This is a genomic window from Archangium violaceum (assembly GCF_016887565.1).
GTDB lineage: Bacteria > Myxococcota > Myxococcia > Myxococcales > Myxococcaceae > Archangium > Archangium violaceum_B.
Map to the genome: position 1 here is coordinate 6,705,760 of NZ_CP069396.1, position 25,335 is coordinate 6,731,094.

The 25,335-nt window shown below is 68.2% G+C and carries 22 protein-coding genes; 5 read left to right on the plus strand and 17 right to left on the minus strand.

Annotated features, from left to right (window positions below; translation table 11 throughout):
* Positions 1-12 precede the first annotated feature (12 nt).
* Positions 13-615, plus strand: coding sequence for a hypothetical protein (locus tag JRI60_RS26965; protein WP_204218749.1), 603 nt, complete (start codon positions 13-15; stop codon positions 613-615).
* Between the two features lie 32 nt (positions 616-647).
* Here JRI60_RS26965 and guaB read toward each other — a convergent pair whose 3' ends face one another.
* Complete coding sequence (gene guaB, locus JRI60_RS26970) at positions 648-2,105, minus strand: IMP dehydrogenase (RefSeq protein WP_204218750.1); 1,458 nt, start codon at positions 2,103-2,105, stop codon at positions 648-650.
* Between the two features lie 216 nt (positions 2,106-2,321).
* On the opposite strand from guaB, the gene JRI60_RS26975 reads away from it, so the two are divergent.
* Complete coding sequence (locus JRI60_RS26975) at positions 2,322-4,700, plus strand: TIGR02266 family protein (RefSeq protein ID WP_239469747.1); 2,379 nt, start codon at positions 2,322-2,324, stop codon at positions 4,698-4,700.
* Between the two features lie 79 nt (positions 4,701-4,779).
* On the opposite strand, the gene JRI60_RS26980 is transcribed toward JRI60_RS26975, so the two are convergent.
* From JRI60_RS26980 to JRI60_RS27005, 6 genes are all read right to left on the minus strand, one after another.
* Positions 4,780-5,532: a DedA family protein gene (locus JRI60_RS26980; protein WP_204218752.1), complete on the minus strand. Its 753-nt coding sequence runs from the start codon at positions 5,530-5,532 to the stop codon at positions 4,780-4,782.
* Positions 5,533-5,796: 264 nt separating this feature from the next.
* Entirely contained in the window at positions 5,797-6,252 is a 456-nt protein-coding gene (locus JRI60_RS26985) for a cyclic nucleotide-binding domain-containing protein (protein WP_204218753.1), read from the minus strand.
* A gap of 38 nt (positions 6,253-6,290) precedes the next feature.
* Positions 6,291-6,806, minus strand: a complete 516-nt coding sequence (locus JRI60_RS26990) for a gamma carbonic anhydrase family protein (RefSeq protein ID WP_204218754.1) — start codon at positions 6,804-6,806, stop codon at positions 6,291-6,293.
* Positions 6,807-6,908: 102 nt separating this feature from the next.
* The gene (gene miaB, locus JRI60_RS26995) at positions 6,909-8,291 is read right to left on the minus strand and encodes a tRNA (N6-isopentenyl adenosine(37)-C2)-methylthiotransferase MiaB (protein WP_204218755.1); all 1,383 of its coding nucleotides are present in this window, start codon (positions 8,289-8,291) and stop codon (positions 6,909-6,911) included.
* 83 nt (positions 8,292-8,374) lie between these two features.
* Positions 8,375-8,890, minus strand: a complete 516-nt coding sequence (locus tag JRI60_RS27000; RefSeq protein WP_204218756.1) for a hypothetical protein — start codon at positions 8,888-8,890, stop codon at positions 8,375-8,377.
* Between the two features lie 11 nt (positions 8,891-8,901).
* Positions 8,902-10,299 (minus strand): VWA domain-containing protein, encoded by a 1,398-nt coding sequence (locus JRI60_RS27005; RefSeq protein ID WP_204218757.1) that lies wholly within the window; start codon positions 10,297-10,299, stop codon positions 8,902-8,904.
* Positions 10,300-10,415: 116 nt separating this feature from the next.
* Here JRI60_RS27005 and JRI60_RS27010 point away from each other — a divergent pair, with 116 nt between their 5' ends.
* Genes JRI60_RS27010 through JRI60_RS27020 form a run of 3 tightly spaced genes read left to right on the plus strand, consistent with a single transcriptional unit; the run spans position 10,416 to position 12,756 of the window.
* On the plus strand, positions 10,416-11,141 hold the full coding sequence (locus JRI60_RS27010; RefSeq protein WP_204218758.1) for an SDR family NAD(P)-dependent oxidoreductase: 726 nt from the start codon (positions 10,416-10,418) through the stop codon (positions 11,139-11,141).
* Positions 11,138-11,974 (plus strand): dihydroneopterin aldolase, encoded by an 837-nt coding sequence (locus JRI60_RS27015; RefSeq protein WP_204218759.1) that lies wholly within the window; start codon positions 11,138-11,140, stop codon positions 11,972-11,974. The genes JRI60_RS27010 and JRI60_RS27015 overlap by 4 nt, the downstream gene beginning before the upstream one ends.
* Positions 11,968-12,756 carry an SDR family NAD(P)-dependent oxidoreductase gene (locus JRI60_RS27020; RefSeq protein WP_204218760.1) on the plus strand — a complete coding sequence of 263 codons (789 nt, stop codon included), beginning with the start codon at positions 11,968-11,970 and terminating at the stop codon, positions 12,754-12,756. The genes JRI60_RS27015 and JRI60_RS27020 overlap by 7 nt, the downstream gene beginning before the upstream one ends.
* Before the next feature lie 3 nt (positions 12,757-12,759).
* On the opposite strand, the gene queD is transcribed toward JRI60_RS27020, so the two are convergent.
* From queD to JRI60_RS27070, 10 genes are all read right to left on the minus strand, one after another.
* A complete protein-coding gene (queD, locus tag JRI60_RS27025; RefSeq protein WP_204218761.1) occupies positions 12,760-13,122 on the minus strand; it encodes a 6-carboxytetrahydropterin synthase QueD in 363 nt (120 codons plus the stop codon).
* 27 nt (positions 13,123-13,149) lie between these two features.
* The gene (locus JRI60_RS27030) at positions 13,150-14,439 is read right to left on the minus strand and encodes a class I SAM-dependent RNA methyltransferase (protein ID WP_204218762.1); all 1,290 of its coding nucleotides are present in this window, start codon (positions 14,437-14,439) and stop codon (positions 13,150-13,152) included.
* A 130-nt stretch (positions 14,440-14,569) separates the two neighbouring features.
* Positions 14,570-15,226, minus strand: a complete 657-nt coding sequence (locus JRI60_RS27035; protein ID WP_204218763.1) for a CoA transferase subunit B — start codon at positions 15,224-15,226, stop codon at positions 14,570-14,572.
* A 9-nt stretch (positions 15,227-15,235) separates the two neighbouring features.
* Entirely contained in the window at positions 15,236-15,934 is a 699-nt protein-coding gene (locus JRI60_RS27040; protein WP_204218764.1) for a CoA transferase subunit A, read from the minus strand.
* Positions 15,935-16,030: 96 nt separating this feature from the next.
* Entirely contained in the window at positions 16,031-17,209 is a 1,179-nt protein-coding gene (locus JRI60_RS27045; RefSeq protein ID WP_204218765.1) for a thiolase family protein, read from the minus strand.
* 158 nt (positions 17,210-17,367) lie between these two features.
* Positions 17,368-20,067, minus strand: a complete 2,700-nt coding sequence (locus JRI60_RS27050; protein WP_204218766.1) for an InlB B-repeat-containing protein — start codon at positions 20,065-20,067, stop codon at positions 17,368-17,370.
* Positions 20,068-20,381: 314 nt separating this feature from the next.
* A complete protein-coding gene (locus tag JRI60_RS27055) occupies positions 20,382-22,091 on the minus strand; it encodes a 30S ribosomal protein S1 (protein WP_204218767.1) in 1,710 nt (569 codons plus the stop codon).
* A 363-nt stretch (positions 22,092-22,454) separates the two neighbouring features.
* The gene (locus JRI60_RS27060; RefSeq protein WP_204218768.1) at positions 22,455-23,600 is read right to left on the minus strand and encodes an acyl-CoA dehydrogenase family protein; all 1,146 of its coding nucleotides are present in this window, start codon (positions 23,598-23,600) and stop codon (positions 22,455-22,457) included.
* A gap of 10 nt (positions 23,601-23,610) precedes the next feature.
* Positions 23,611-24,117 (minus strand): AgmX/PglI C-terminal domain-containing protein, encoded by a 507-nt coding sequence (locus tag JRI60_RS27065; RefSeq protein WP_204218769.1) that lies wholly within the window; start codon positions 24,115-24,117, stop codon positions 23,611-23,613.
* 14 nt (positions 24,118-24,131) lie between these two features.
* Positions 24,132-25,274: an acyl-CoA dehydrogenase family protein gene (locus tag JRI60_RS27070; protein WP_204218770.1), complete on the minus strand. Its 1,143-nt coding sequence runs from the start codon at positions 25,272-25,274 to the stop codon at positions 24,132-24,134.
* Positions 25,275-25,335: the final 61 nt, after the last annotated feature.

Genomic DNA, 25,335 nt, shown 5'->3' on the forward strand with positions numbered 1-25,335 from the left:
ATGAGGTCTCGGATGCGCCTGCCCGCCGTTGCAACCGTCCTGTTGCTGTCCACTACCGGTTGCGTGAAGGAGATCTCCTCCGAAGAGCGTCTGGATCGGGAGACCCAGCTCAAGCAGATGAGCGACACCCCGGATGCCGCCGAGCTGGGCAAGGTCCACTGCGATGACACCGGTGAGGCGCTCAATCAGGCCCGCAACGTCAACCTGCCCGAGACGGACCGGGTGCTGCGCTACAGCGAGCTGTTCTCCTCGCTGCTCAAGCGCAACGCCACCTTCGAGGAGGCGCTGGCCCGCAATCCGGACCTCCACTACATGGAGGGCAGCGAGAAGCTGGTGGCCGCCCGGGAGAACTGCATCCAGCAGACCGCGGACGTGAAGGTCGAGTTCGAGACCTACGTGCGCGAGCTGGTGAACGTGCCCACCGTGCAGGAGATCAAGGGCGGCAACACCGTCACGGTGGCCCGGCTGGACTTCGCCACCCTGCGCCAGGCCATCGAGACGCTCAACCTGGACGACAAGGAGCAGCTGCTCTCCCGTGTGAGCAGCGCGGAGAAGCGCGTCGTCCCCTCCAATCCGGAAGGCGAGGAGGCCGGCGGCCGCAAGCGCGGCAAGTAGTCCGCCGCGCCCCCCAGCCCTCTTCGGGCGCCCTACTCCACCCGGTAGTTGGGCGCCTCCTCGGTGATGATCACGTCGTGCACGTGGCTCTCCTTGAGCCCGGCCGCGGTGATCCGCACGAACTGCGCCTTGGTGCGCAGATCCTCGATGGTCGGGCAGCCCACGTAGCCCATGCCGCTGCGCAGCCCACCCAGCATCTGGTGGATGTTCATCGCCAGGCTGCCCTTGTAGGGCACGCGGCCTTCAATCCCCTCGGGCACCAGCTTCACCGCGTCCACGTCCGACTGGAAGTAGCGGTCCTTGGAGCCCTGCTTCATCGCGCCCATCGAGCCCATGCCGCGATAGCTCTTGTAGCTGCGGCCCTGGTACAGGATGACCTCGCCTGGCGCCTCCTCGGTGCCCGCGAAGAGCGAGCCGATCATCACCGAGCTGGCCCCGGCGGCCAGTGCCTTCACGATGTCGCCGGAGTACTTCACGCCACCGTCGGCGATGATGGGCACGCCGTGCTTGTCCGCCTCGCGCGCGCAGTCGTCGATCGCCGTCAGCTGGGGCACGCCCACGCCGGCCACCACGCGCGTGGTGCAGATGGAGCCGGGGCCGATGCCCACCTTCACCGCGTCCACACCGGCCTCGATGAGCGCCCGGGTCGCCGCCGCCGTGGCCACGTTGCCGGCGATCAGCTCGAAGCCCTTGAAGTTCTTGCGCGTGTCGCGCACGGCCTCGATCACGTTGAGCGAGTGGCCGTGGGCCGTGTCCACGATGATCACGTCCACGCCAGCGCGGATCAGCGCGTCGATGCGGGCCTCGCGGTCCGCCGAGGTGCCCACCGCGGCGGCGCACAGCAGCCGGCCCTTGGCGTCCTTGGCCGCGTTCGGGTGCGTGCGGTGCTTCTCGATGTCCTTGATCGTGATGAGCCCCTTGAGCTCGAACTGCTCGTCGACGATCAGCAGCTTCTCGATGCGGTGCTCGTGCAGGAGCTTCTGGGCCTCGCCCTGGCTGATGCCCTCGCGGCCGGTGATGAGCTTGCGCGTCATCACCGCCTCCACCTTCTGCTGCACGTTCGTCTCGAAGCGCACGTCGCGGCTGGTGACGATGCCCACCAGCTTGCGGCCCTGCACCACGGGGATGCCCGAGATGTTGTGCTGCCGCATCAGATCGAGCGCCCTCGACAGCGGCGCCTGCGGATCGATCGTGACGGGATCCACCACCATCCCGCTCTCGAACTTCTTCACCTTCATGACCTCGAGCGACTGCTGCTCGGGGGTCATGTTCTTGTGGATGACACCGATGCCACCTTCCTGCGCCATGGCGATGGCGGTACGGGCCTCGGTGACGGTGTCCATCGCCGCGGACAGCAGCGGGATGTTGAGCCGCAGGTTGCGGGTCAACCGGGTCGTGAGGTTGGCGTCCTTGGGCAGGACGGCGCTCTCCGCGGGTTGCAGGAGAACGTCATCGAAAGTCAGCGCGAGCCGGACTTCGGAGGTCAGCATGGGGGCTCCCGGGGGGGGCCGCGGGGTCACCCGCGGTAAAGTCGCTTCCATAAGGGGTGTGGACCAGGGGCGCAATGATCAAAACGGGCTCCGCGCCGTCCGGTCCCCTGGCACACAGGCGAATGATGGTAGGATCCCCTACCGCCTTCCTCTGTGTCGTCACGAGACCTTCATTTGACGCAGCCACACACCACAGCCTCGGGAGAAACCAACGGGTTGGTCGTCAAGTTGCCCTTCTCGACCCCCGAGGAATTCCTGGCGAAGTACGGAGCCAACATCACCCTCGGAGGTCTCTACCTCCGCTCGAAGTCGGTGAAGCCTCCGGGCACGCGAGTCACACTGGATCTCAAGCTCGCCGATGGCTCCCGCCTCATCCATGGCCTGGCCGTCATCCACTTCGTCACCGGACAGGCGGGCCAGGGCATCTCCGGCATGGGGTTCCGCTTCCTCGACATGGACCCGCCGACCCGGCGGTTCCTCGACTCCGCGGTCGCCACCCTGCCACACGCCCAGTCAGCCCTTCCCCCACTCCCGGCGGGAGTCGGACCGGCTGATGACTCGGTCCCCACCAGTGCTCCGTCCCCGACGGAGGCGCCGATCGGGCCCTCCTTCACCCCGTGGCCCGACACCATCCCCGTAGCCGCGTCCGCGGCGCCCGCACCGGTAGCCACGCCCTCGCCCGCTCCGGCGGCTGCTCCTTCCGTCCCCGTGGTGCCCGTGGCCCCGGTGGTGGCCTCGAGCCGTCCCGCTCCGCCCCCCGTGCCCACCCCGAGGATCTCCACGTCCACGCCCGTGGTGCCGAGCGCCCCAGCCTTCGAGGTCCCCACCGAGGAGCCCAAGCGGACCGGGCCCGTCATCGGCATCGACCTGGGGACGACCAACTCCTGCGCCGCCTACGTGCGCAACAACAAGCCGGCCGTCCTCCTCAGCCGCGAGGGACACAACACCGTCCCCTCCATCCTCGCCCTCAACACCCGCGGCAAGCTCGTGGTGGGCCACCCCGCCAAGGGGCAGATGCTCACCAACCCCCGGCAGACGGTCTACGGTGCCAAGCGGCTCGTCGGCCGTCCCTATGAGTCCCCCATCGTCCGGGAGATCAAGGACCGCTTCGCCTACGAGATCGCCCCCGGCGACAACGGCGAGGCCGCCGTGAAGCTCGGGGATCGCGTCTACTCGCTGCAGCAGATCTCCGCGCTCATCCTCCGCGAGGTGCGGGAGGTCGCCCAGAACCAGTTCGGCCAGCCCGTCTCCCGCGCCGTCATCACCGTCCCCGCCTACTACAACGACAACCAGCGCCAGGCCGTGCGCGAGGCCGGCCGGCTCGCCGGCCTCCACGTGGAGCGCATCCTCAACGAGCCCACCGCCGCCGCGCTCGCCTACGGCTACGGCCGCAAGCTCACCCAGCGCGTGCTCGTGTATGACCTCGGCGGCGGCACCTTCGACGCCTCCGTGCTGGAGCTCAACGACTCCATCTACGAGGTGGTCTCCACCGGCGGCGACACCTTCCTCGGTGGCATCGACTTCGACAATGCCATCATCGAGTACCTGCTCGAGCAGTTCCAACAGCGGACCGGCCACACCTTCCAGGGCGATCGCGTCGCCATGCAGCGCATCCACGACGCCGCCGAGCGCGCCAAGTGCGCCCTCTCCGAGCGCTCCGAGGTGCGCGTCCATGTCGCCTTCATCACCCTGATCGACGGCAAACCGTTCGATCTCGACGTGCCCCTCACCCGGGACATGCTCGTCCACCTCACCGAGAAGCTCGTCGATCGCACCCTCCAGGTCTGCGCCGAGGTGCTCGACGCCAAGGGCCTCGCCCCCAAGGACATCGACGAGATCATCCTCGTGGGCGGCCAGAGCCGCTTCCCCCTCGTCCACGAGAAGCTCTCCTGGTTCTTCGGCAAGGCGCCCACCAAGAACGTCCACCCGGACGAGGCCGTGGCCCTCGGCGCGGCGCTGCTCGCGCACAGCCTGGGGCAGCTCGAGGGCGTCGTGCTCATCGACGTGCTGCCCATGGCCATCGGCGTGGGCCTGCCCGGCGGCCGCTTCAAGCCCGTGCTCGAGCGCAATACCTCCCTGCCCGCCGCCAAGAGCTACCAGCTCGCCACCAGCCGGGATGATCAGCAGGAGCTCGACGTCATCATCCTCCAGGGCGACTCGGAGCGAGCCGTGGAGAACGAGTACCTCGGCACGCTGAAGATCTCCGACCTGCCCCCGGGGCCTCGTGGCTCGGTGAAGGTGTCCGTCACCTTCGAGGTGAACAACGAGTGCATCCTCAAGGTCATCGCCCGCGAGCAGACCAGCGGCGCCGAGGTCATGAGCATCTTCAGCACCCGTGACACGCCCGAGGAGGTGCGCGCGAAGATGGGGCTGAGCGCTCCGCATCCCGCGATTCCCCCCGGGCGCCCTCCCCTGTCACCTCCGGGACGGCCGTCGCGCGGAGGCATTCCCACGGTGCCCACCCCCACCGCGGCGCCCAAGCGGCCCACCATTCCTCCCGTTTCCCTTCCCGCCGCCATGGCCGCGGCCTCCAACGAGGCCGCCGCTCCACTCGGCGTGGTGGGCTGGTTGAAACGGTTGCTCGGCAGGACTTGAGAACGGGGACGGATACCCTCACCCCGACCCTCTCCCGAAGGGAGAGGGAGAGGGTGGGAATTGGAGGATTGGAGCGTCCTCAGTCGCGGACGTGCAGACGATCCTTGGGCTGATCCGCCATCTCGAAGACGGGAGCCGTCGCGGACGAGGCCTCGGTCGCGCCCGTCAGCAGGTGCGCCGGCACCGGCGAGGCCTTCACCGCCGCCTTGAGCGCCGCGTCTCGCACCGAGGCGATCCGCTTGCGCCACAGGAAGAACACCAGGCCCACCACCACCAGGCCACCCAGCACCACCATCTGGCCGTCCTTCAGCAGCTCGATGCCGTAGTCGAGCTTGTCGCCGAAGTGGAAGCCCAGCCACACGAAGAACGGCGCCGACAGCAACGCCGCCAGGCCATCCCAGAAGATGAAGCGCCAGTAGGACATGCCCGCCGAGCCGGCGGTGAAGTACGTCACCGCGCGCACCCCGGGCAGGAAGCGGGCGATCATCACGATCTTCTGCCCGTGCAGCGCGAACATCCCCTCCACGCGCGCCCGTTTCTCAGGCGTGACGACCCGCGCGAAGAAGCCGGTGGGAGAACGGCCCACCTGCGACCCCAGACGGCGACCCGCCATGAAGATGAGGCTGTCGCCCACCAGGATGCCCGCGAAACCAATCAACATCATCGCCGGGAGGCTCGCCGCTCCCTTGTGGGCCAGAAACCCACCCAGGATGAGCGAGATGTCCTCCGGCAGGGGCACGCCAAGTCCACAGGCCACCAGCACGCCGAAGACGGCCGCATAGGCGAGAAAGCCATGGGTGCTGCCCAGGAGGTTGGTGAGGAATTCTTGCACGCGAGTCTCGTCTCCCTCTTCACTGCAGTGGAGGCCGGGCCGGTGCTAGCCGTGCCAGGGTCTCCAGCGCCCACGCATCAACCGGGCGCGCCTCGTCAAAACTCCGGGCCCGAGCCGCGACCCGCAGTATCCCCTATGGCTGGCTGCCCCATCATTGGCAATTGGATCTGCCCTCCAAGCCAGCGCTCCCTCGTCCGCCCGGTATCGTGAACCTCCCTCGCTTCGTCGGCGAAGAAGGTAGCACGGGGCGCAAGGGGGGGAGGGTTACGTCTTGCCCACGAGCGACTTCATGGTCTCACGGTTCTCGCGGACCTTTCCGCTGAAGTGGGTGATGATCCCCATCAGCAGCTTCATGCAGGCCTGCGGCTTCTGCGCGGTCAGCCTCTGGAAGTCCGCGTGGCGGATCTCCACGGCCGTCACGTCGGTCACCGCCGTGGCCGTGCACAGGCGCTCGCCCTTCTGGATGAGGGCCAGCTCGCCCAGGGGCTCACCTGCTCCCACATCCCCGAGCGTGACCTCCTCGCCCCCGGTGTTGCGCGCGCTCAGCCGCACCGTTCCGTCTCCGAGGATGAAGAGCGACTCGCCAGGACGGTTCTCCAGGAACAGCGCCGACCCCTTCGGAAAGGCGCGCGGCACCCCGATGGCGGCGAAGATCTGGATGCCGACATCGGTGAAATCCTTGAAGAGCGGGCAAGCCTTGAGTACGGCTGCGACCTCCATGGGGTGTGGTCCTAACACGCACGCCCCCGGCCGTCACGTTAACGGCTGGCGCGGTGGTCCGCCGCCGTCCGCACGTAGTGCTTCGCGGATTCGAGCAGGAAGGCCCGCTCCTCGTCCGTGACCCCCCGCTTCACCTTGCCCGGTGAGCCCACCACCAGCGAGCCCGGCGGAATCTTCGTCCCCGGCGTGAGCAGCGTTCCGGCTCCGATGATGCTGTCGTCGCCAATCTCCACATCGTCCATGACGATGGCTCCCATGCCCACCAGGACACGGTTGCCTACCTTGCACCCGTGCAACACCACGTGGTGCCCCACCGTCACGTCGTCCCCGATGGTCGTCGTGAAGCGGCTGCTCGTCACGTGCACCATCGTCAGATCCTGGATGTTCGTTCTCTGGCCGATGCGGATGGCGTTCACGTCCCCCCGCAGCACCGAGTTGAACCACACCGAGGAGTCCTCCCCTACCTCCACATCTCCGATGACCTGCGCCGAGTCCTCGATGAAGCAACTCGGGTGCACTCGCGGGGTTTGATCACGGAAACGGCGCAGGGCCATGGGTTCTCCAGGGGAGAGGATGAACGGAGGGGGAGCTCGAGGGGCCTGATACCCTCACCCCGACCCTCTCCCGAAGGGAGAGGGAGGGTGGGTGGTGGGTGCTCAGGCGACGACGCAGGTGGGCTCGGGTTGCGGAGCCTCGGCGACCGGCATCACCGTCGGCGGGCTCAGCACCGCTATCTGCTTGCCCGCGAGTTGGTTGGGCGTCGCGCTCTCCACCAGCACCTTCACGAACGCCCCCGCCGGTGCGTCACCGTCGAAGTTCACCGTCCGGTTCTCCGCCGTACGGCCGAAACGCTTGAGCGGGTTGTAGCGCGAGGGGCCCTCCACCAACACCTCCACCTCCTGCCCCACCAGCGCCGCGGTGATCTCCCCGCTGATGCGCCGCTGGAGTTTCTGCAGCCGCTCCAGCCGCTCGATCTTCACCTCGTGCGGCACCGGACCCCACTCGTTCTCCCGCAGCGCCGCTCCCGTCTTCGGCCGAGGGCTGTAGATGAACGAGAACTGGTTGTCGTAGCGGACCTTCTCCGTCAGCTCCATCGTGAGCGCGAAGTCCTCCTCCGTCTCACCCGGGAAGCCCACGATGATGTCCGTCGTCATCGCGATGCCCGGTCGCGCCGCGCGCAGCTTCTCCAGCCGCACCATGTACTCGGCCACCGTGTAGTCGCGCCGCATCCGCTTGAGCACCGGGTTCGACCCGCTCTGCACCGGCAGGTGGAAGTGCGGGCAGATCTTCGGCTGCACCCGGAACGCCTCGATCAGCTCGTCCGACAGGTCGTGCGGGTGGCTCGTCGTGAAGCGCACGCGCTCGATCCCCGGCACCTCCGCGGTCCGCAGCAGCAACTGCGCGAAGCTCACGCCTCCCTGGTACGAGTTCACGTTCTGCCCGATGAGCGTCACCTCGCGCACGCCCACCTTCGCCAGATCCGCCACCTCGGCCAGCACGTCCGGGAACGGCCGGCTCACCTCGCGGCCACGGGTGTGCGGCACCACGCAGAAGGAGCAGACGTTGTCGCAGCCCTTCATCACCGTGACGAACTCGGTCACCTTGCCGCGGCTCGTCTCCGGGTCCGCCCGGGGGAACACGTACTCCTCCGAGTCCACCCAGGCCGTCTCCACCACGCGCTCGCGCTCGCCCTGCACCCGGCCGATGATCTCCGGCAGCTTGGCGATCGAGTCCGGGCCGAACACGAAGTCCAGGTAGGGCACCTTCTTGAGGAGCTTGTCCTTCTCCTGCTGCGCCACGCACCCGCCCACGCCCAGCAGCGTTCCACGGGCCAGCTTCACCGTGCGGTAGCGCCCGAGGGCCGAGAGCATCTTGTCCTCGGCCTTCTCGCGGATGGAGCAGGTGTTGAGGATGATGAGGTCCGCCTCCTCCGGAACCGGCGTCGGCCGGTATTCCAGCTTGCCGAGCACCTCGCTCATCCGGAGCGAGTCGTTGACGTTCATCTGGCAGCCGAAGGTGTGGATGAAGTAGCGCTTCATGGGTCTTTCCGTACGGAGAACGGGCTCTTATGCGATGGGGCCCGGCGGATTGCAACAACCCCGCGGGCGGCCAGGCGGGCGCCTCACGCCCGGCTGAGGACCTTCTGCATCCGGGCGTGGAGGTCGACCAGCCGCTCCTCGTGCTGGTTCAGCAGGTCGATCGTCCCCTGCCCATAACGCCGGGCCAGGGGCTCCAGGTCCTCGACGCGGCGCAGCTCGTCGCGGATCCTCCCGGCCTTGTCGGTCGAGGTGGCATCGGGCTGCTGCTCCAGCTCCGCCAACCGGGTCCGCAGCCTCCGCGCCGTCCAGCGCTGGCCGCTGTAGGCGCGCAGCATGGCGGTGCCCAGCTCCACCACCTTCGTCTCCTTCAGGCCGGACGCCTGCATCCCGAGCTGGTGCGCCGTGACGATCGCGTCCTTCCCCGCCGAGGGCTGCTCGACATGGGCGAGGAAGGCCTCCTGGTAGCGGACGAGCGATTGGAGCTCGGCCTCGGTGAGGGGGTGGGCGGCCAGCCGCAGCGTCCTGGAGTCGGCGGCTTCCATGCCGGCGGACTGCGACTGCGAGGCCTCGAGGTCGTCGAAGAAGGAAGAAGGGGGCATGGTTCGGTCTCTCAGGCGGGCACGAGCTGCTCCGCGATGCGGGACAGATCGGCCACGGAGTTCACCACCACCGTCTGGTGGCACTCCTTCGAATAGGTGAGCATCTCGCTGTCCCCGAAGCCCCAGTTGGGGCGATCCTCGGGGCAGATCCACAGCAGCCGCTTGCACTTCTGCTTCAGGTCCTTGAGTGCCCAGGCATTGTTCGGATTGTAGTTGTTGCGACCGTCCCCGATGATCATCACCGTGGTCCGGCGCGTGATGCTGCCGAGCTGGTCCCTCGTGAAGGTGGCCAGCGCGCGGCCGTAGTTGGAGTTGGCCGTGAGCGACACGGCCTGCCCCATGGTGGCCAGGTCGATGGCCCGGTCCACGTCCTGCTCCTTGAAGTACTGCGTCACGTCGCCCACGTCCGACACGAAGACGAACGAGCGCACCCGCACGAAGAGTGACTGCAGCGTGTAGGTGAAGAGCAGCATCATCCTCGACGCGTTGCGCACCGAGTCCGACACGTCACAGAGGACGACGACCTCGGGGCGCTCGGGGCGGCGGGCGCGGAACACGGGCACCATGGGCACCCCACCCCACGGCAGGTTGCGGCGCAGCGTGCGGCGCACGTTCAGCGTCCCCCGCCGCTTCGAGCGCTGCTTGCGGATCAGCCGGGCCTTCAGCTTCTCCGCCAGCGTCTTCACCGCCGACTCCATCTGGTTCACCTCGGCCTGGCTGAGCTGGTGCAGCGGCTTGTCCACCACCCCGCCCGTGGGCTTGCGGATGCGCGCCTCGGCCTGGCGCTTCACCTCGCGCCGCGCCGCCTCCTCCACCTTGCGCAGCTGCTCGGCCACGTGCCGCGAGACGATCTCCACGCCCTCCGCCGGCAGGCCCCGCTTGCGCAGCTCCTCCTCGAGCGCCTTGAGCTCCGAGCGCGCCCGATCGATTCCCGCCGCCACCATCAGCCGCCGCGAGAAGAAGCCCGTCTGCATCGAGCTGCGCATCTGCGACAGATCCAATTGCAGCGTGGCCGAGCGGAAGATCTGCGCCAGCCGTGCCCGATCCCCCATGAGCGCCGCCTGCGCCAGCGGGGACAGCTCGGGGAACAGGTCGTTCATCTGGAACAGCAGCATCGTGAGGTTGTCGCCCTCGATGAGGCCCTGCTCCTGGATCTGCTGCGCGAGCGACTTGTCGAGCGCCTCGAACGTCCTGGCCGCCCCCGAGAAGTAGAAGTCGAAGGCGCGGTTGAAGACGTCCACGTCCTTCTCGCGCTTGACCATCGTGGTCCGCAGCACCGAGCGGAAGATGCCCTTGTCCTGGAGCCCCACCTCGGAGGCCGCCCGCGCCGCGTCCGCGACCTCGGACGTGCTCACCCGCACGCCGTTCTGGCGGAGGACCTCGGCGAACTCAACGATGCGTGCGTCCATGTGGTTTCCGGCCCCTCATTATCCATGCTCCCAACCCGTGGCCACACAATCCTTCTCCCTACGGGAGCCCGGGCGTCCTGTATACCCAGGTCCGAGGAACACCCGAAGGAGACACCATGCCAACAGCAGTCGTCACCGGGGCGGGCATCCGGCTCGGGAAGGCCATCTCCCTGGCGCTGGCCGAGGCGGGTTACGACCTGGCCCTGCATGTCCACCAGTCGACCGAGGGAGCGGACGAGGTCGCCCGGAAGGCCCGCGCCCTGGGTCGCACCGCCACGGTGTACCGCGCCGACCTGGGCTCGCCACGAGGGTTGGAGTCGCTGGCCTCGACCCTGCGCGAGGCCCACCCGGCCATCGACGTCCTCGTGAACAACGCCGGCATCTTCGAGCGGCTGGCCTTCGAGGACATCACCCGGGAGCGCTACCACCGGATGATGGGGATCAACCTGGAGGCGCCCTTCTTCCTCACCCAGGCCCTGCTCCCGGCGCTGCGAGCGGCCCCTGGCTCCCTGGTCGTGAACCTCACCGACATCGCCGCGGAGCGCGCCGAGAGCCACTATGCCCACTACACCGCCAGCAAGGCGGGGCTGATCATGCTCACCCGGGCGCTGGCCGTGGAGCTCGCACCCCAGGTGCGGGTCAATGCCGTCTCGCCAGGGACGGTGATCTTCCCGGAACACTTCGACGAGGCCGCCCGCCAGGCCCACCTCGCCCGAGTCCCCTTTGGACGAGAGGGCACTCCCGAGGACGTGGCCCGGGTGGTGGTCTTCCTGGCGCGCGAGGCGCCCTATATCTCCGGACAGGTGATCGCCGTGGATGGAGCCCGGAGCGCCCAGCTATGAACCGCCCTCTCACCGACGACCTCTCGGCCACCCCGCGAGACGCCCGGGGCCGCCCGCTGGATGTCATCGAGCTGCGCCAGCTGCCCGTCCAGTGCATCGTCGGGGTGTACCCCGCCGAGCGCGGCACGCCGCAACCGCTGGAGCTCGACGTGGCCCTCTACCTGGACACCCGGAAGTCCGCCACGGAGGGAAGCCTCCGCGACACGGTGGACTACGCGCGGCTGTCCGGGGAGCTGCGCTTCCTCCTGGAGACGGCTGACTTCCGCATGCTGGAGACGGCCGCCGAGGCCCTCTGCCGCTACATCCTGGCTCCTCCCACCGAGGACATGGCGCGAGCCCAGATACGGGCCGTCACCCTGCGGCTGTCCAAGCCGGAGGCCCTGGGCCGCTCCGGGCTCGCCTCGCTGCGGGTGCACCGTACCGCGGAGGAGTACCAGTACGAGGCGGAGGAGAAGCCCTTCGGCCGGGTGGACATCGTCTTCCAGGACGAGCACGTGGGCATCTACCGGCTGCGCGTCGCCCCGGGCCGCACCATCCCCACGCACGAGCACCGGGTGATGAGCGAGGCGGAGCTGGTGCTGGGCCATGGGCTGCTGCTGCAAGGCAAGCCGGTGCTGGCGGGAACGGGCTTCCGGTGGCCGAAACACTTCCCGCACCGCTACGACAACCCGAGGGCGCTCGAGCAGACGGTGCTGTGCGTGGACCGCCCGGCCTTCATTCCCCACGACGAGGTGGAGGTGCCGGAACCCACGAGCGGGCTGGCGCCGATCGAGGGCCGCGCCTACTACCCGGCGGCGGCGAGCGCCCCCGAGGCGGAGGGCGAGCGATGGTGAGCACTCCCCCGGTGGGCACCCGGAAGGTGCTGGTGACGGGCGGGGGGAGCGGCATGGGCCTCGCCGTGGCCGAGGCGCTGCTGCGCGCGGGAGGCCGGGTGGCGGTGACGGGGCGCAGGGCGGATCGTCTGGAGGCGGTGGTGCGCGCCTGGCCCGGTCAGGCGGTGGCCCTGCCCTGCGATCTGTCCTCCCCTTCCGAGCGCGAGGGGCTGCTGTCGCGGGCACGAGCGGCGCTGGGCGGGCTGGACGGACTGGTCCACTCGGCGGGGGTGGTGGAGCACCAACTGGCGGGCCACATCTCCGAGGACGCGCTGCGGGCCCAGCTCGAGATCAACCTGGTGGCCCCGCTGCGCCTGGGCGAGGAAGCCCTGTCGGTCCTGGAGGACGGTGGGGGCATGGTGTTCATCTCCTCCACCCTGGCCCTGCGTCCGCTGCCCACCAGCGCCGTCTACAGCGCGGCCAAAGCGGGAATGCTGGCGGCCATGCGTTCACTCGCCTTGACCGGTGCCGCGCGGCGCATCCGGGCCAACGCCGTCTGTCCGGGAGTGGTGGATACGGAGATGGTCCGCGCTCCGCGACTGAGCCCTGGTGAGACGCCTCCCACGGGAGAGGAGCTCGAGCGGAGGGTTTCCGCCCAGTTGTCCACGCTGGGGGCGCTGCACCCGCTGGGACGGCTCGGGAAGGTCGAGGAGGTGGCCGAAGCGGTGGTGCACCTGCTGGGGGCCCCCTGGACCACGGGGAGCGAGCTGGTCATCGACGGCGGGCTGATGCTCCGGGAGTGAGCGTCAGCTGTCCTCGCCGCGGTAGATACAACCCGAGGTGCAGGTCTCCCGCACCATCACCTGACTCAGTTGAGGCAGACGAGGCCGCACACGCTGCCAGATCCACCGGGCCAGGTTCTCGCTGGTGGGGTTGGACAGCCCTTCGATCTCGTTGAGGTAGTAGTGATCGAGCTGAGCCTGGATGGGCTTGAAGGCCTCGGTGAGGTCGGCGAAGTCCATCACCCACCCCGAGTCGGAGCCCACGGGACCCTGGACATGGAGGGTCACGCGGTAGGAGTGGCCGTGCAACCGGGCGCACTTGTGCCCCGGGGGGACGTTGGGGAGGCGATGGGCCGCCTCGAAGGTGAACTCCTTGAAGATCTCCAAAACAGACTCCTGTGTGCCGCCGGCGGCTTACGCGGGCAGCTCGAAAGACATCACGGACTCCACGTGGTGCGTCTGGGGGAACATGTCCACCACCTGGAGCGCCAGCGGCTTATAGCCAGCTTCCACCAGACCCGCCGCATCCCGCGCCAACGAGCCCGGATCGCACGCCACATACACCACCCGCCGCACCCCGAGCGTCTTCAGCCACCGGGCGAGCCCCGGCGCCCCGGTCCGCGGAGGATCCGCCAGCGCCAGATCGAACCGCTTGCCCTCGCGGATGAGTCCCTCGCACACCTTCCGGGCATCGCCCTGGACGAAGCGCACGTTGGTCACCCCACCCTCGCGGGCACTGCGCTGCGCCGAGTCCACCGACGCCGGGGAGGACTCCACGCCCAGCACCGAGGCGGCGCTCGCGGCGATGGGGAACGTGAAGTTGCCATTGCCCGAGTAAAGCTCCAGCACCGAGTCCGTCTCGCGCGGGGCCAGCTCGTATAGGGCGGACGTCACCAGCCCCACGTTGGCCTCGGCATGGGCCTGGGAGAAGGCATCGGGACGCAGGTACAGCGGCACCTCCGGACGCAGCGGCGACAGCGAGCGCAGCACCGGCTTGCCGATGAACCGCGGCGAGCCCTCCTTCGGCACCAGCACCGCGCCCTCCAGGCGCAGCTTGCGCACCGCCGTCTCGCACGCCTCCACGTGACGGGGCGTCACCTGGCCCTTGAGCATCACCGCGAAGGCCGCCTTGTCGCCCTCGGCGAGCAGGTGCAGCTCCTCCGCGTCCCGGGACACCGGCTTGAGCAGCGGCGCCAGCTTCCCGGGCAGCCCGGCGAGCGACTCCACCAGCGCGGGGCACTCGACCACCGGCACCCGGTCATGGCTGCGCCGTCCGAAGTAGACCAGCTCGTCCTTGAGGAAGTGCAGCACCGCGCGCCGCCGGTAGCCGAAGTCCCTCGGGGCGATCAGCAGGGGCCGCACCGCGAAGGCGTCCCGCTTCAGCCGGCCCAGGTGCTCCAGGGCGGAGAGGACGATCTCCTGCTTCGCGGCGCGCTGGGCGGACTCGGACAGCTCCAGCCAGTCGCACCCGCCACACCGGGCGCTCAGGGCGCAGGGGGAGAGCCTCCGGTCGGGGCTCGGGGCCACCACGTCACCCAGCAGGTGGCCGCGCACCACCTTGCCCTCCTGCTCCAGACGCACGCGGACCCGTTCGCCGGGGAAGGTGCCGGGCACGAAGACGGTGCGGCCCTGGTAGGAGCCCACTCCCTCGCCGAGCTGCCCGAGGCGCTCGATGGTCAATTCAATGGGGGTATCCGGAAGCATGGGGAAACAGGAGAGCTGGCGACCCGGTGCGAGCGCCATCCTTATTCGACCTCCGCTCCGGCGCGGGTATTCCGCCGCGGTCCCGGGAGACGGAACCGCGGCGGGTACGACGAAGAGCCGGCGGAGCGGCTCAGATGCTCATCTCACGCACGTTGGGGGCGATCTTGAGCTTGGGCTCGGTGATGGCCTGCACCTGCTCCACGGTCACACCGGGGGCCAGCTCGCGCAGCACGAGGCCCTCGGGAGTCACGTCCAGCAGGGCGTACTCGGTGACGATGTGGTTGACGCACTTGAGGCCGGTAATGGGCAGGGAGCACTTCTTGAGGATCTTCGGCTTCCCCTCCTTGTTGACGTGCTCCATGGTCACGAAGACGCGCTTGGCGCCCACCGCGAGGTCCATGGCGCCACCGGGCCCCTTCACCATCTTGCCGGGGATCATCCAGTTGGCCAGGTCACCCTCCTCGCTGACCTCCATGGCGCCGAGCACGGCCAGGTCCACGTGGCCGCCGCGGATCATCCCGAAGGACAGCGCCGAGTCGAAGAAGGCGGCGCCCTTGACCACGGTCACCGTCTCCTTGCCGGCGTTGATGAGATCCGGATCCTCCTCGCCTTCCATGGGCCAGGGGCCCATGCCGAGGATGCCGTTCTCCGACTGCAACATGATGTCGATGCCCTTCGGAATGTAGTTGGCAACCAGCGTGGGGATGCCGATTCCGAGGTTCACGTAATAGCCATCGCGCAGCTCCTGGGCGATGCGCTGGGCAATCTGCTCACGGGTCAGGGGCATGGCGTCCTCTCAAGCCTTCTTCTGCACGGTGCGGCGCTCGATCCACTTCTGGAGATCCTTCGCCTGGATGATGCGCTGCACGAAGATGCCGGGCAGGTGCACCTGATCCGGGTCGATCTCACCGGCGGGCACGATGTGCTCGGCCTCGACGATGGTGATCTTTCCCGCCATGCACATCATGGGCGAGAAGTTGCGGGCCGTCTTGCGGAACACCAGGTTGCCCCAGGTGTCCGCCTTCCAGGCGCGCACGATGGTGAAGTCCGCCTTGAGCGGCGTCTCCAGCACGTGCAGCCGCCCGTCGATCATCCGCGTCTCCTTGCCCTTGGTGAGCTCGGTGCCCGCGCCCGACGGTGTGAAGAAGCCCGCGATGCCGCAGCCACCGGCGCGGATGCGCTCGGCCAGCGTGCCCTGCGGGTTGAGCTCCACCTCGAGCTGCCCGGAGAGCATCTGCTGCTCGAAGACCTTGTTCTCGCCCACGTAGCTGGCGACGATCTTCTTCACCTGGTTGGCCTTGAGCAGGATGCCCAGGCCCAGCTCGGTGGTGCCGCAGTTGTTGGAGATGATGGTCAGCCCCTTGGTCCCCTTGCGGTGCAGCGCCGCGATGAGGTTCTCGGGGTTACCGCACAGCCCGAAGCCGCCGCTCATCAGCGTGGCGCCATCCGGGATGTCGCGGACGGCCTCGTCCGCGCTCGCGAAGATCTTGTTCATGAACCCCTCCTACGAGAACGGGGCGAGGGCCTTCTGGTCGACCCTCACCCCGCCCCTCTCCCAGGGGGAGAGGGAGTGTTCGTCACCCGCGTTGGACTAGCGCTCCACCATCAGCGCGATGCCCTCGCCGCCGCCGATGCACAGCGACGCCACGCCACGCTTCTTGTTCTGGTCCTGCATCGTGTGCAGCAGCGTCACCAGGATGCGCGCGCCCGAGGCACCGATCGGGTGGCCGAGCACCACCGCGCCACCGCGCACGTTCACCTTCGAGGCCTCCAGGCCCAGCAGCTTGTTGTTGGCCAGGGCCACCACGGCGAAGGCCTCGTTGATCTCCCAGAGGTCCACGTCGGTGGTCTTGTGCCCGGTCTTCTTGAGCAGGTTGTTGATGGAGTCGGCCGGAGCGATGGTGAACTCCACCGGCTTGCGGGCAGCCCCGGCGTAGCCGGTGATGCGGCCCAGGATGGTGCGGCCCTCGGCCTTGGCGCGCTCGGCGCTCATCAGCACCAGCGCCGCGGCGCCGTCGTTGATGGAGGACGCGTTGGCCGCCGTCACCGTGCCGTCCTTCTTGAACACGGGCTTGAGGGTGGGAATCTTCTCCGGCTTGGCGTTCTTGGGACCCTCGTCCTCGCTCACCACCACGTCCCCGCCCTTGCCGCCGGGCACGGTGACCGGGACGATCTCCCGGGTGAACAGGCCGGCCTTCTGGGCCTCGATGGCGCGCTTGGTGGACTCCAGGGCGTACTCGTCCTGGTTGGCGCGGCTGATGCCCTGGCTGGTGGAGCACTCCTCGGCGCAGTTGCCCATGTGGACGTTGCCGTAGGGATCCCACAGGCCGTCGAGGATCATCGCGTCCTTGAACTCCACGTTGCCCATGCGGGCGCCGCCACGCATGGTGTGGCTGACGTAGGGCGTGTTGCTCATGGACTCCATGCCGCCGACGACCACCACCTCGGCGTCACCGAGCGCGATGGCCTGGGCGCCAGCGATGACCGCCTTGAGACCCGAGCCACAGACCTTGTTGATGGTGACGGCCGGAACGCTGTCGGGAACGCCGGCGTAGATGGCGGCCTGACGCGCCGGAGCCTGGCCCACGCCAGCCTGCAGCACGCAGCCCATGATGGTCTCATTGACCTTGTCCGGGGAGACTCCCGCACGCTCCAGCGCCGCCTTGATGGCGATGGCGCCGAGCTGCGGCGCCGTCAGCTTGGACAATGCGCCCTGGAAGGCCCCGATGGGGGTACGCGCCGCGCCCACGATGACCACTTCACGAGCCATGAACTGCCTCCTTGGGGTGCTGGGGATGACTTTGGATAACCCCCGGGAGGGCCCTTATCACCACGCCTTGTGGGAGGGTCAAGCCTCCTTGCCCGCTCCCGGGCCGGAGCGTCCACTGGAACGAGAGAAGAGCTTCTCGCTCCGAGGATCAGCCGGAATCAACGCATGACGCGCCACGTCACGATCCGGGAGTCCGCGCCGCAGGAGGTCAGATACTCACCGAAGTTGATGTCCCAGGACACGCTCCGCGCCCCTCCCGGGTGGACCCCGGCGAACGAGGCGATGCGCGTGCGGGAGCGCATGTTCCACATCTCGACGGAGCCATCCTGACGGGTGCCCGCGAGCAGCTCCCCGTCGCCCGACCAGGCGAGCCACGTGAGGGGGGAGGCCCGCCCCGCGAGCGTACCGAGCGGCTCCCGGGTGGTGAAATCCCACAACCGCACGGGCCATTCGCCGGCCCCATTGCCTCCGGCCGTGACCATCACCTTCCCGTCCGGTCTCCAGGCGACGGCACCCACCGCCTCCTTCTCCAGCGGGGAGCTCCACACGTGCTCGCCGGTGACCGAGTTCCAGAGGGAGGCCTCCCGGTTCTCTCCCCCCGTGAGCAGGAACATCTTCCCGTCGGCGATGGGCCGCCAGGCGAGTGCTCGGATGGTGGACGACTGGTGGGCGACGAACGAGATCCCCGGTTCCGTTGACGTGGGATTCCACACCATCACGCGACCCTGCGTGCTGCCCGCCGCGAGGGCGACGTTCATCGGGCTCCAGGCAATGCGGCTCACCGGCTCCCCGAGGTTCCACGTGCGCGCGGACACCGAGCCATCCTCGGCGCGCCAGTAGTTCAAGGTGCCGTCCTCGTAGCCGCTGGCGATCCAGGTGCTCGACGAGTCCCAGCCCATCGCGGTCACCTTCGCGCTCCCGGACAGCGTCCGCAGCCACTGGCCCTGGGCGTTCCAGAGCCAGATGCGCCCGTCCTCGCTGACGGTGGCCAGCGTCCTGGCGTCGGGGCTCCAGGCGGCCATGAGCGGGCGGAACTGGTAGCGCTCGAGCGTGCGCTCCACCGTGAGTCCGGGTGTGGCGAGCACGGAGATCCCACCCGGCTCGGTGACGGCCAGCGACGCGCGGCTCGGATGGAAGGCAAGCTCCGTGGTGCCCCGAGGCATCTGCACGGGGCCGCCCAGCACCTTGTCCGTGTTGGGATCCACGACGAGGAGCCGCGTCTCATCGCCCGCCGCGATGGACTGGCCATCCGGGCTCCACGCCGCCACCTGGTTCGTCTCGTAGGAGGACTGCGTGCTCGACAACTGGCGCAGCCACGTGCCATCGCGCACCTGGTAGAGCTGGAGCTTGCCGTAGTGCGTATCGAGCGCGAACTGGTCACCCAGGGGACCCCACGTGAAGCCACGGCCCTGCACGAGCCCGAGCGACTCGCCGTCGGGATCGCGGAAATAGACGCCCTTCCAGGTGCTCTGGTTCTCGGGCCCGCCCCAGTTCTCGAACGCCAGCCGCGTGCCGTCCGGGCTCCACTGGATCCGATCGAGCCTCGACTCCTCGCCCCGCGCGAACTTGTCCGTGGAGAGGTTCTGGATGCGCCACCGGAGCGCATCGACGCTGGCCAGCCGGGTGCCATCCGGACTCCAGGCCAGGGAGCGCACGCCCGTGCCCGGCCCGTCCACCTTGCGGATCAGCTCGCCCGTGGAGGAATTCCAGAAGCGGATGAACCCGTCCCCTCCTCCCGTGGCGAGCTGCGTGCCATCCGGGCTCCAGGCCACCGCCCGCACGTCGGACGGGTGGGCGGGTAGCATCCGCAGGAGCGCTCCGCTGCCCGCGTCCCAGAGGGCCACGGTGCCGACGTCGCCCAGGGCCGCCGCGATCCGCGTCCCGTCCGGACTCCACACCGTGGAGCGGGGCCCGCTCGTCCCCGTGCGCTGCCAGCTCTGCTCGAAGCGGACGATGGGCACGAAGCGCGCCGTGCACTCGAGCGGCACATCGAGCGTGACCTGGGTCGTCTCGGCCGTGCCCGTGCAGGCACCACCCCACCGCTCGAATTTCCACCCCTCGGCCGCCTCGGCCTTCAGGCTCACGGTGCCTCCGGTCAGGGTCTCGGTGCAGTCACCGGTGCAGGACAGTCCGGCCGGAGTGCTCGTCACCCTTCCCTCGCCCTCGAGCGTCATACGGAACGTGTAGGACAGCGGGTCTCTCGCGAACCGGGCCGTGCACGAGGCCTCCGCGGAGAGCACGAGCGAGATCCGCGGCTCCGCGCCCTCGCACTTCCCCGTCCAGCCCACGAGGGACCACCCCGGCGCGGGAGTCGCCGTCAGCGTGAGCGGTGTGCCCGCCTCGAACACCACTTCGCAGCGCGTCCCGCAGTCGATGCCCTCCGGGCTGCTGCGCACTGTGCCCTCCCCTTCCACGCTCGTGGTCAGCGTGAACCGGGGCCGCGGCGAGATGGTGACCGTGAAGGGCTCGGACCAATCGCCCACCACATCGCCCGTGTTGCGCGCCACGCAGCGCACCGCGTAGCTGCCGGGTTTCTCGAAGACGTGCTCCTGTTCGCCCATCCGCCCATCCGCCAGCGGCTCCGTCCACCCCCCCGTGGGCTCGCTCGGGTTGATGGGCCCATCCGTGTCTCCCCAGTCGAAGGCGTACGTGAGATCCAGCCGGCTCGGATCCCTCGCGATGCACCCGAAGCTCAGGGGCTCACCCGCGATGCCTTGCGCCTGCCCGGCCGCGACGTTCGCCCTCCCGGGCGGATCGACCTGCTCGAAGGGATTCTTCTCGCAGGCGCTCAGGGCCAGCAGCGAGCCCATGAGCAGGTGGACGGAGATTGGCCGGAGGTATCGCTTGGATTCGTGCACTGCACGTCCTTCCGCACGGGTGGTTGGGGGACCAAGGGCTAATACCCGGCGGGACGCGGAGTCAATTGGGCGCGGGCATCGAGCACCGGGCTTCATACCCTCACCCCAGCCCTCTCCCAGAGGGAGAGGGGGCATCCACGGTGAGGAACCAGGTTGGACCCTCTCCCTCTGGGAGAGGGACGGGGTGAGGGTATCGGATGGACTCGGGTTCCAACGTTGGGAAGGAAGAGGGAGTACTTCGAAAAACAGACGGCCGGATTCCCTCTCGGGAACCCGGCCGCCTTGTGTCTCTCTCGTGAGAGTCGACTCGCTGATTACTTCTTCAGCTTGCTCGCCATCACGTCGCCGAGGCGCGCCTTCGAGCCCTCCGCCTGGCGGCGCAGGTACTCGCGGTAGTCGTCACCCTCGCCGATCAGGGCCTTCATCGACAGGGCCACCTTCCGGTCCTGCGTGTTGATGTCGATGATCTTCACCTCGACATCCTGGCCCTCGTTCACCACGTCACGCGGGTTCTCGACGCGCTCCTCCTTCAGCTCGGAGACGTGCACGAGGCCCTCGATGCCGGGCTCGATCTCCACGAAGGCGCCGAAGTCCGTCACCTTGGTGACCTTGCCCTTCACGCGGCTGCCCACGGGCGTGCGCTCGGACAGGGTGTCCCAGGGATCCGGCTGGAGCTGCTTGATGCCCAGGCTGAAGCGCTCGTTCTCGACGTCGATGTTGAGCACCACCGCCTCGACCTCGTCGCCCTTCTTGAACATCTCGCCCGGGTGCTTGATGCGCTGGGTCCACGAGATGTCGGACACGTGCACCAGGCCGTCCACGCCCTCCTCGACGCCGACGAACACGCCGAAGTCGGTGACGTTGCGGATCTGACCCTTGATGACCGAGCCGATCGGGTACTTGTCCTCGAGCAGCGTCCAGGGGTTCTGCTCGATCTGCTTCATGCCCAGCGCGATGCGCTTGGCCTTCGGATCGATGTCGAGCACCACCGCCTCGACCTCCTGGCCCACCTCCAGCATCTTGCTCGGGTGCTTGAGGCGCTTGGTCCAGGACATCTCGGACACGTGCACCAGACCCTCGACGCCCTGCTCGATCTCGATGAACGCGCCGTAGTCCGTGATGGACACGACCTTGCCGCGCACGCGGGTGCCGACCGGGTACTTCTCGTCGGCGCGGTGCCACGGATCCTCCTGGATCTGCTTGAGGCCCAGGCTGACGCGCTCCTGCGTCGGGTCGAACTTGAGGACGACCACGCGCACTTCGTCACCGACGTTGAACATCTCGGAGGGGTGACCGATGCGGCCCCACGACATGTCGGTGATGTGCAGCAGGCCGTCGATACCGCCGAGGTCGATGAAGGCGCCGTAGTCGGTGAGGTTCTTGACCACGCCCTTGAGGACCGCACCCTCCTTGAGATTCTTGAGGGTCTCCTTCTTCATCTCCTCGCGCTGCTTCTCGAGCAGCACGCGGCGGGAGAGCACGATGTTGCCGCGCTTCTTGTTGAACTTGATGACCTTGAACTCGAATTCCTTCGAGATGTACTGGTCGAGGTTGCGCACCGGGCGGATATCCACCTGGCTGCCGGGCAGGAACGCCTTCACGCCGATGTCGACGGAGAGGCCACCCTTCACGCGGCCCACGATGGTGCCCTTGACGATCTCATCGCGCTCGCACGCGGCGCTGATCTCGTCCCAGATGCGCATCTTGTCGGCCTTCTCCTTGGAGAGGACGACCATGCCGGTATCGTTCTCGCGGCTCTCCAGGAGGACCTCGACAGGGTCGCCCGCCTTGACGGAGACCTCGCCGCGAGGGCTGGTGAACTCGGAGATCGGAACCTGGCCCTCGGACTTGTAGCCGATGTCGACGATGGCGTAGTCCTTGGTCACCTGCACCACGGTGCCCTTGACGATCTCGCCTTCCTTGAGGATGCCTTCACCGCCACGCTCCTTGAGCGAGGCCTCGAACATCGCGGCAAAATCCTCGTCGCCGACATCTCCGATCTGCTGGTTCACATTCTGCTGCATGAGATTGGGAATCCTAACTGGTACAACTGCCCCCGGTTGTTGACGACAGCCACTCGCGGGGAGCTACGAGTGGCGCGCGATCCAGTCCCACAATGGGGCTGAGTCGAAGCCGCGCACCCTAGACACCGGTTACACCGGCAGTCAAGCGAGCACGGGATCCTTGTTCACAGTCCTGATAATGCGGCCCCAGGTGGGAGAACACCCCCCATGGTCCAGGGCCCTCGTCCGGCAGGCAGGCGCTCCGGGGTTCCGGGGGTCGGTCTGCCGCGGATGGAAAGTTGATAACCCCTCCCGGCCCGCGCCATCACCCCGGAGCACGAGGGGCGCCCGGGTCCGTGGGACCTCGGCCAGGGGGGCGGGCGGTCAGTCGAGCAGCTTGAACGTCTCGCGGGCGATCACCAGGCGCTGCACCTCGCTGGTGCCCTCGTAGATGGTCTGCACGCGGGCGTCGCGGAAGTAGCGCTCCACCGGGAACTCGTCGATGTAGCCGTACCCGCCGTGGATCTGCACCGCCTTGTCCACCACGCGGTTGGACATCTCACTGGCGTACAGCTTCGCCATCGAGGCCTCGCGGGTGAACGGCTTGCCCTCCTCCTTGAGGTACGCGGCCCGGAGCGTCAGCAGCTCCGCCGCCTGCAGCTCGGTGGCCATGTTGGCCAGCATGAAGCGCAGCGCCTGGAACTCGCCGATGGGCTGCCCGAAGGCCTTGCGGTCCTTCGCGTACCGGATGGAGGCCTCCAGCGCCGCCCGCGCCACGCCACACGCCTGCGAGGCGATGCCGATGCGCCCACCGTCCAGCGCGATCATCGCCAGCTTGAAGCCGTCGCCCTCCTTGCCCAGGAGGTTCTCCGCGGGGATCTCCATGTCCTCGAACGTGAGGCCCACGGTGTTGGACGAGCGCAGGCCCATCTTGTCCTCATGCTTGCCGACGATGAGGCCCCGCGTCCCACCCTCCACGATGAAGGCGGAGATGCCCTTGTTCCCCTGCCCTCCCGTCAGCGCCCAGACCACCATCACCCCCGCGTAGGCGCCGGAGGTGATCCACTGCTTGCTGCCGTTGAGGACCCACTTGTCCCCGCGCCGCACGGCCGTGGTGCGCATGGCGCGCGGATCCGAGCCCGCGTGCGCCTCGGAGAGCGCGAACGAGCCCACCACCGCCTCGCCCGACGTCAGGCGCGTGACGTACTTCTCGCGCTGCGCGTCGGTGCCGAACTTCTGGATGAGCTCGGCGCACATGTTCGTCACGGCCATGGCCACCGAGGTGGACGCACACGCCGCCGCCATCTCCATCATCGCCAGCGAATAGGAGACGACCCCCGCCTCGGCGCCGCCGTACTGGGAGGGGATGTTCACCCCCATGAGTCCCAGGGAGGCCAGCTCCTTGAAGAGCTCGGTGGGGAAATACTCCTCCTTGTCGAAGCGGCGGGCCTGGGGAGCCACCCGCTCGCGGGCGAACTTGCGCGCGGTGTCGCGGATGAGCGTCTGCGTCTCGGTGAGCTCGAGGTTCACGGGGCGGGTCCTACTTGAGGGCCTTGAGGTTGAACGGATACTCGATGGGGTACTCGCGCTTGTCCGGCGTCGGCGGGAACGTGATGCTGGAGATGACGTTCACCACGCACTCGTGCAGACGCGTGTTCTTCAGCGTCGTGCCCGACTTGGCCACCTTCGCGTTGCGCACGAAGCCGTCCGGGGTGATCGTGAAGGTCGTCAGGATGCGGCCCTCCTCCACGTTGCTGCCCTTGGTCGCGAGGATCTCCTCGTAGCAGTCCTGGATGTCGCGCGAGTGGTACTGCATCACCTCGCGGATGGTGTCCGGGGTGAAGGGCATGCGGTTGATGTCCGGAGGCGGAGGACGCGCCGGCGCGGCCGTCGTCTTCTTCTCCTGCGCGGGGGCGGCGCCAGGGTCCGGAGTCGTTGCCTTGGCGGACGAGCCGCTCTTGGCGGACGAACCTTGCTTCCCGGACGAGCCTTGCGCGAACGCCAAGCCCGCCCCGAGCACCACCACCGCGAACAGGGAGCGCTTCATACGGCCTTACTCCTTCAATCCTTCAACAGGTTGGCCGAGATGACGATGCGTTGGATCTCGCTCGTCCCCTCGTAGATCTCCGTGATGCGCGCGTCGCGCACGTGGCGCTCGGCGTCCATTTCCTTGGAGTAGCCCATGCCGCCATGCACCTGCAGGGCCTTGTTGGCCACACGGCTGGCCATTTCGCTGGCGTACACCTTGGCCATCGCGCTCTCGGTGGAGTGGCGAACGCCCTTGTCCTTGAGCAGCGCCGCGCGCAGCACCAGCAGCCGGGCCGCGTCGATCTCCGTGGCCATGTCGGCGATCATGAACTGGATGGCCTGGTGCTCGCGGATGGCCTTGCCGAACGTCTTGCGCTCGCCCGAGTAGCGCACCGCCTCCTCGAAGGCCGCGCGGGCGATGCCCAGCGCCTGCGAGGCAATGCCGATGCGCCCGCCGTCCAGCGTGCTCATGGCGATCTTGAAGCCGTCGCCCTCCTTGCCCAGGAGGTTCCTGACCGGCACGCGCATGTCCTCGAAGAACATGCTGCACGAGTGCGCCGCGCTGATGCCCATCTTCTTGTCCGGCTCGGCGCGGATGAAGCCCGGGGTGTTGGTGGGCACCAGGAAGGCGGAGATGCCCTTGTTGCCCGCCTCCTTGTTCGTCATCGTGAACAGGACGATGGCGTCGGCCCTGGGGCCGTTGGTGATCCAGTTCTTCGAGCCGTTGATGATGTACTCGTCACCCTTGCGCACGGCCGTGGTCTTCTGCGAGGCCGCGTCGCTGCCCGCCTCGGGCTCCGTGAGGCCGAAGCAGCCCAGCTTGTCACCCCGGGCGAAGGGCGTGAGGAACTCGGCCTTCTGCGCCTCGTTGCCGAACTTCATCACCGGATCGCAGTAGAGCGAGTTGTTCACGCTCATGATGACGCCGGTGGAGGCGCAGCCGCGGCTGATCTCCTCCATGGCCAGCGCGTAGCAGACGTTGTCCAGCCCCGCGCCGCCGTACTGCTCCGGCACGGCCACGCCGAGCAGCGACAGCTCGGCCAGCTTCTTCACCGCATCGGTGGGCCACTGGTGCGTCTCGTCCCACTTGCGGGCATTGGGGGTCAGCTCTCGCGAGGCGAACTCGCGGCACATCCGCTGGATCTCGCGCTGGATGTCGCTCAGCTCGAAGTTCATGGCACTCCTGGGGTAAGGGCGCAGAGGTACATAGTACGGGGCAGGATCATCGGGAACACCG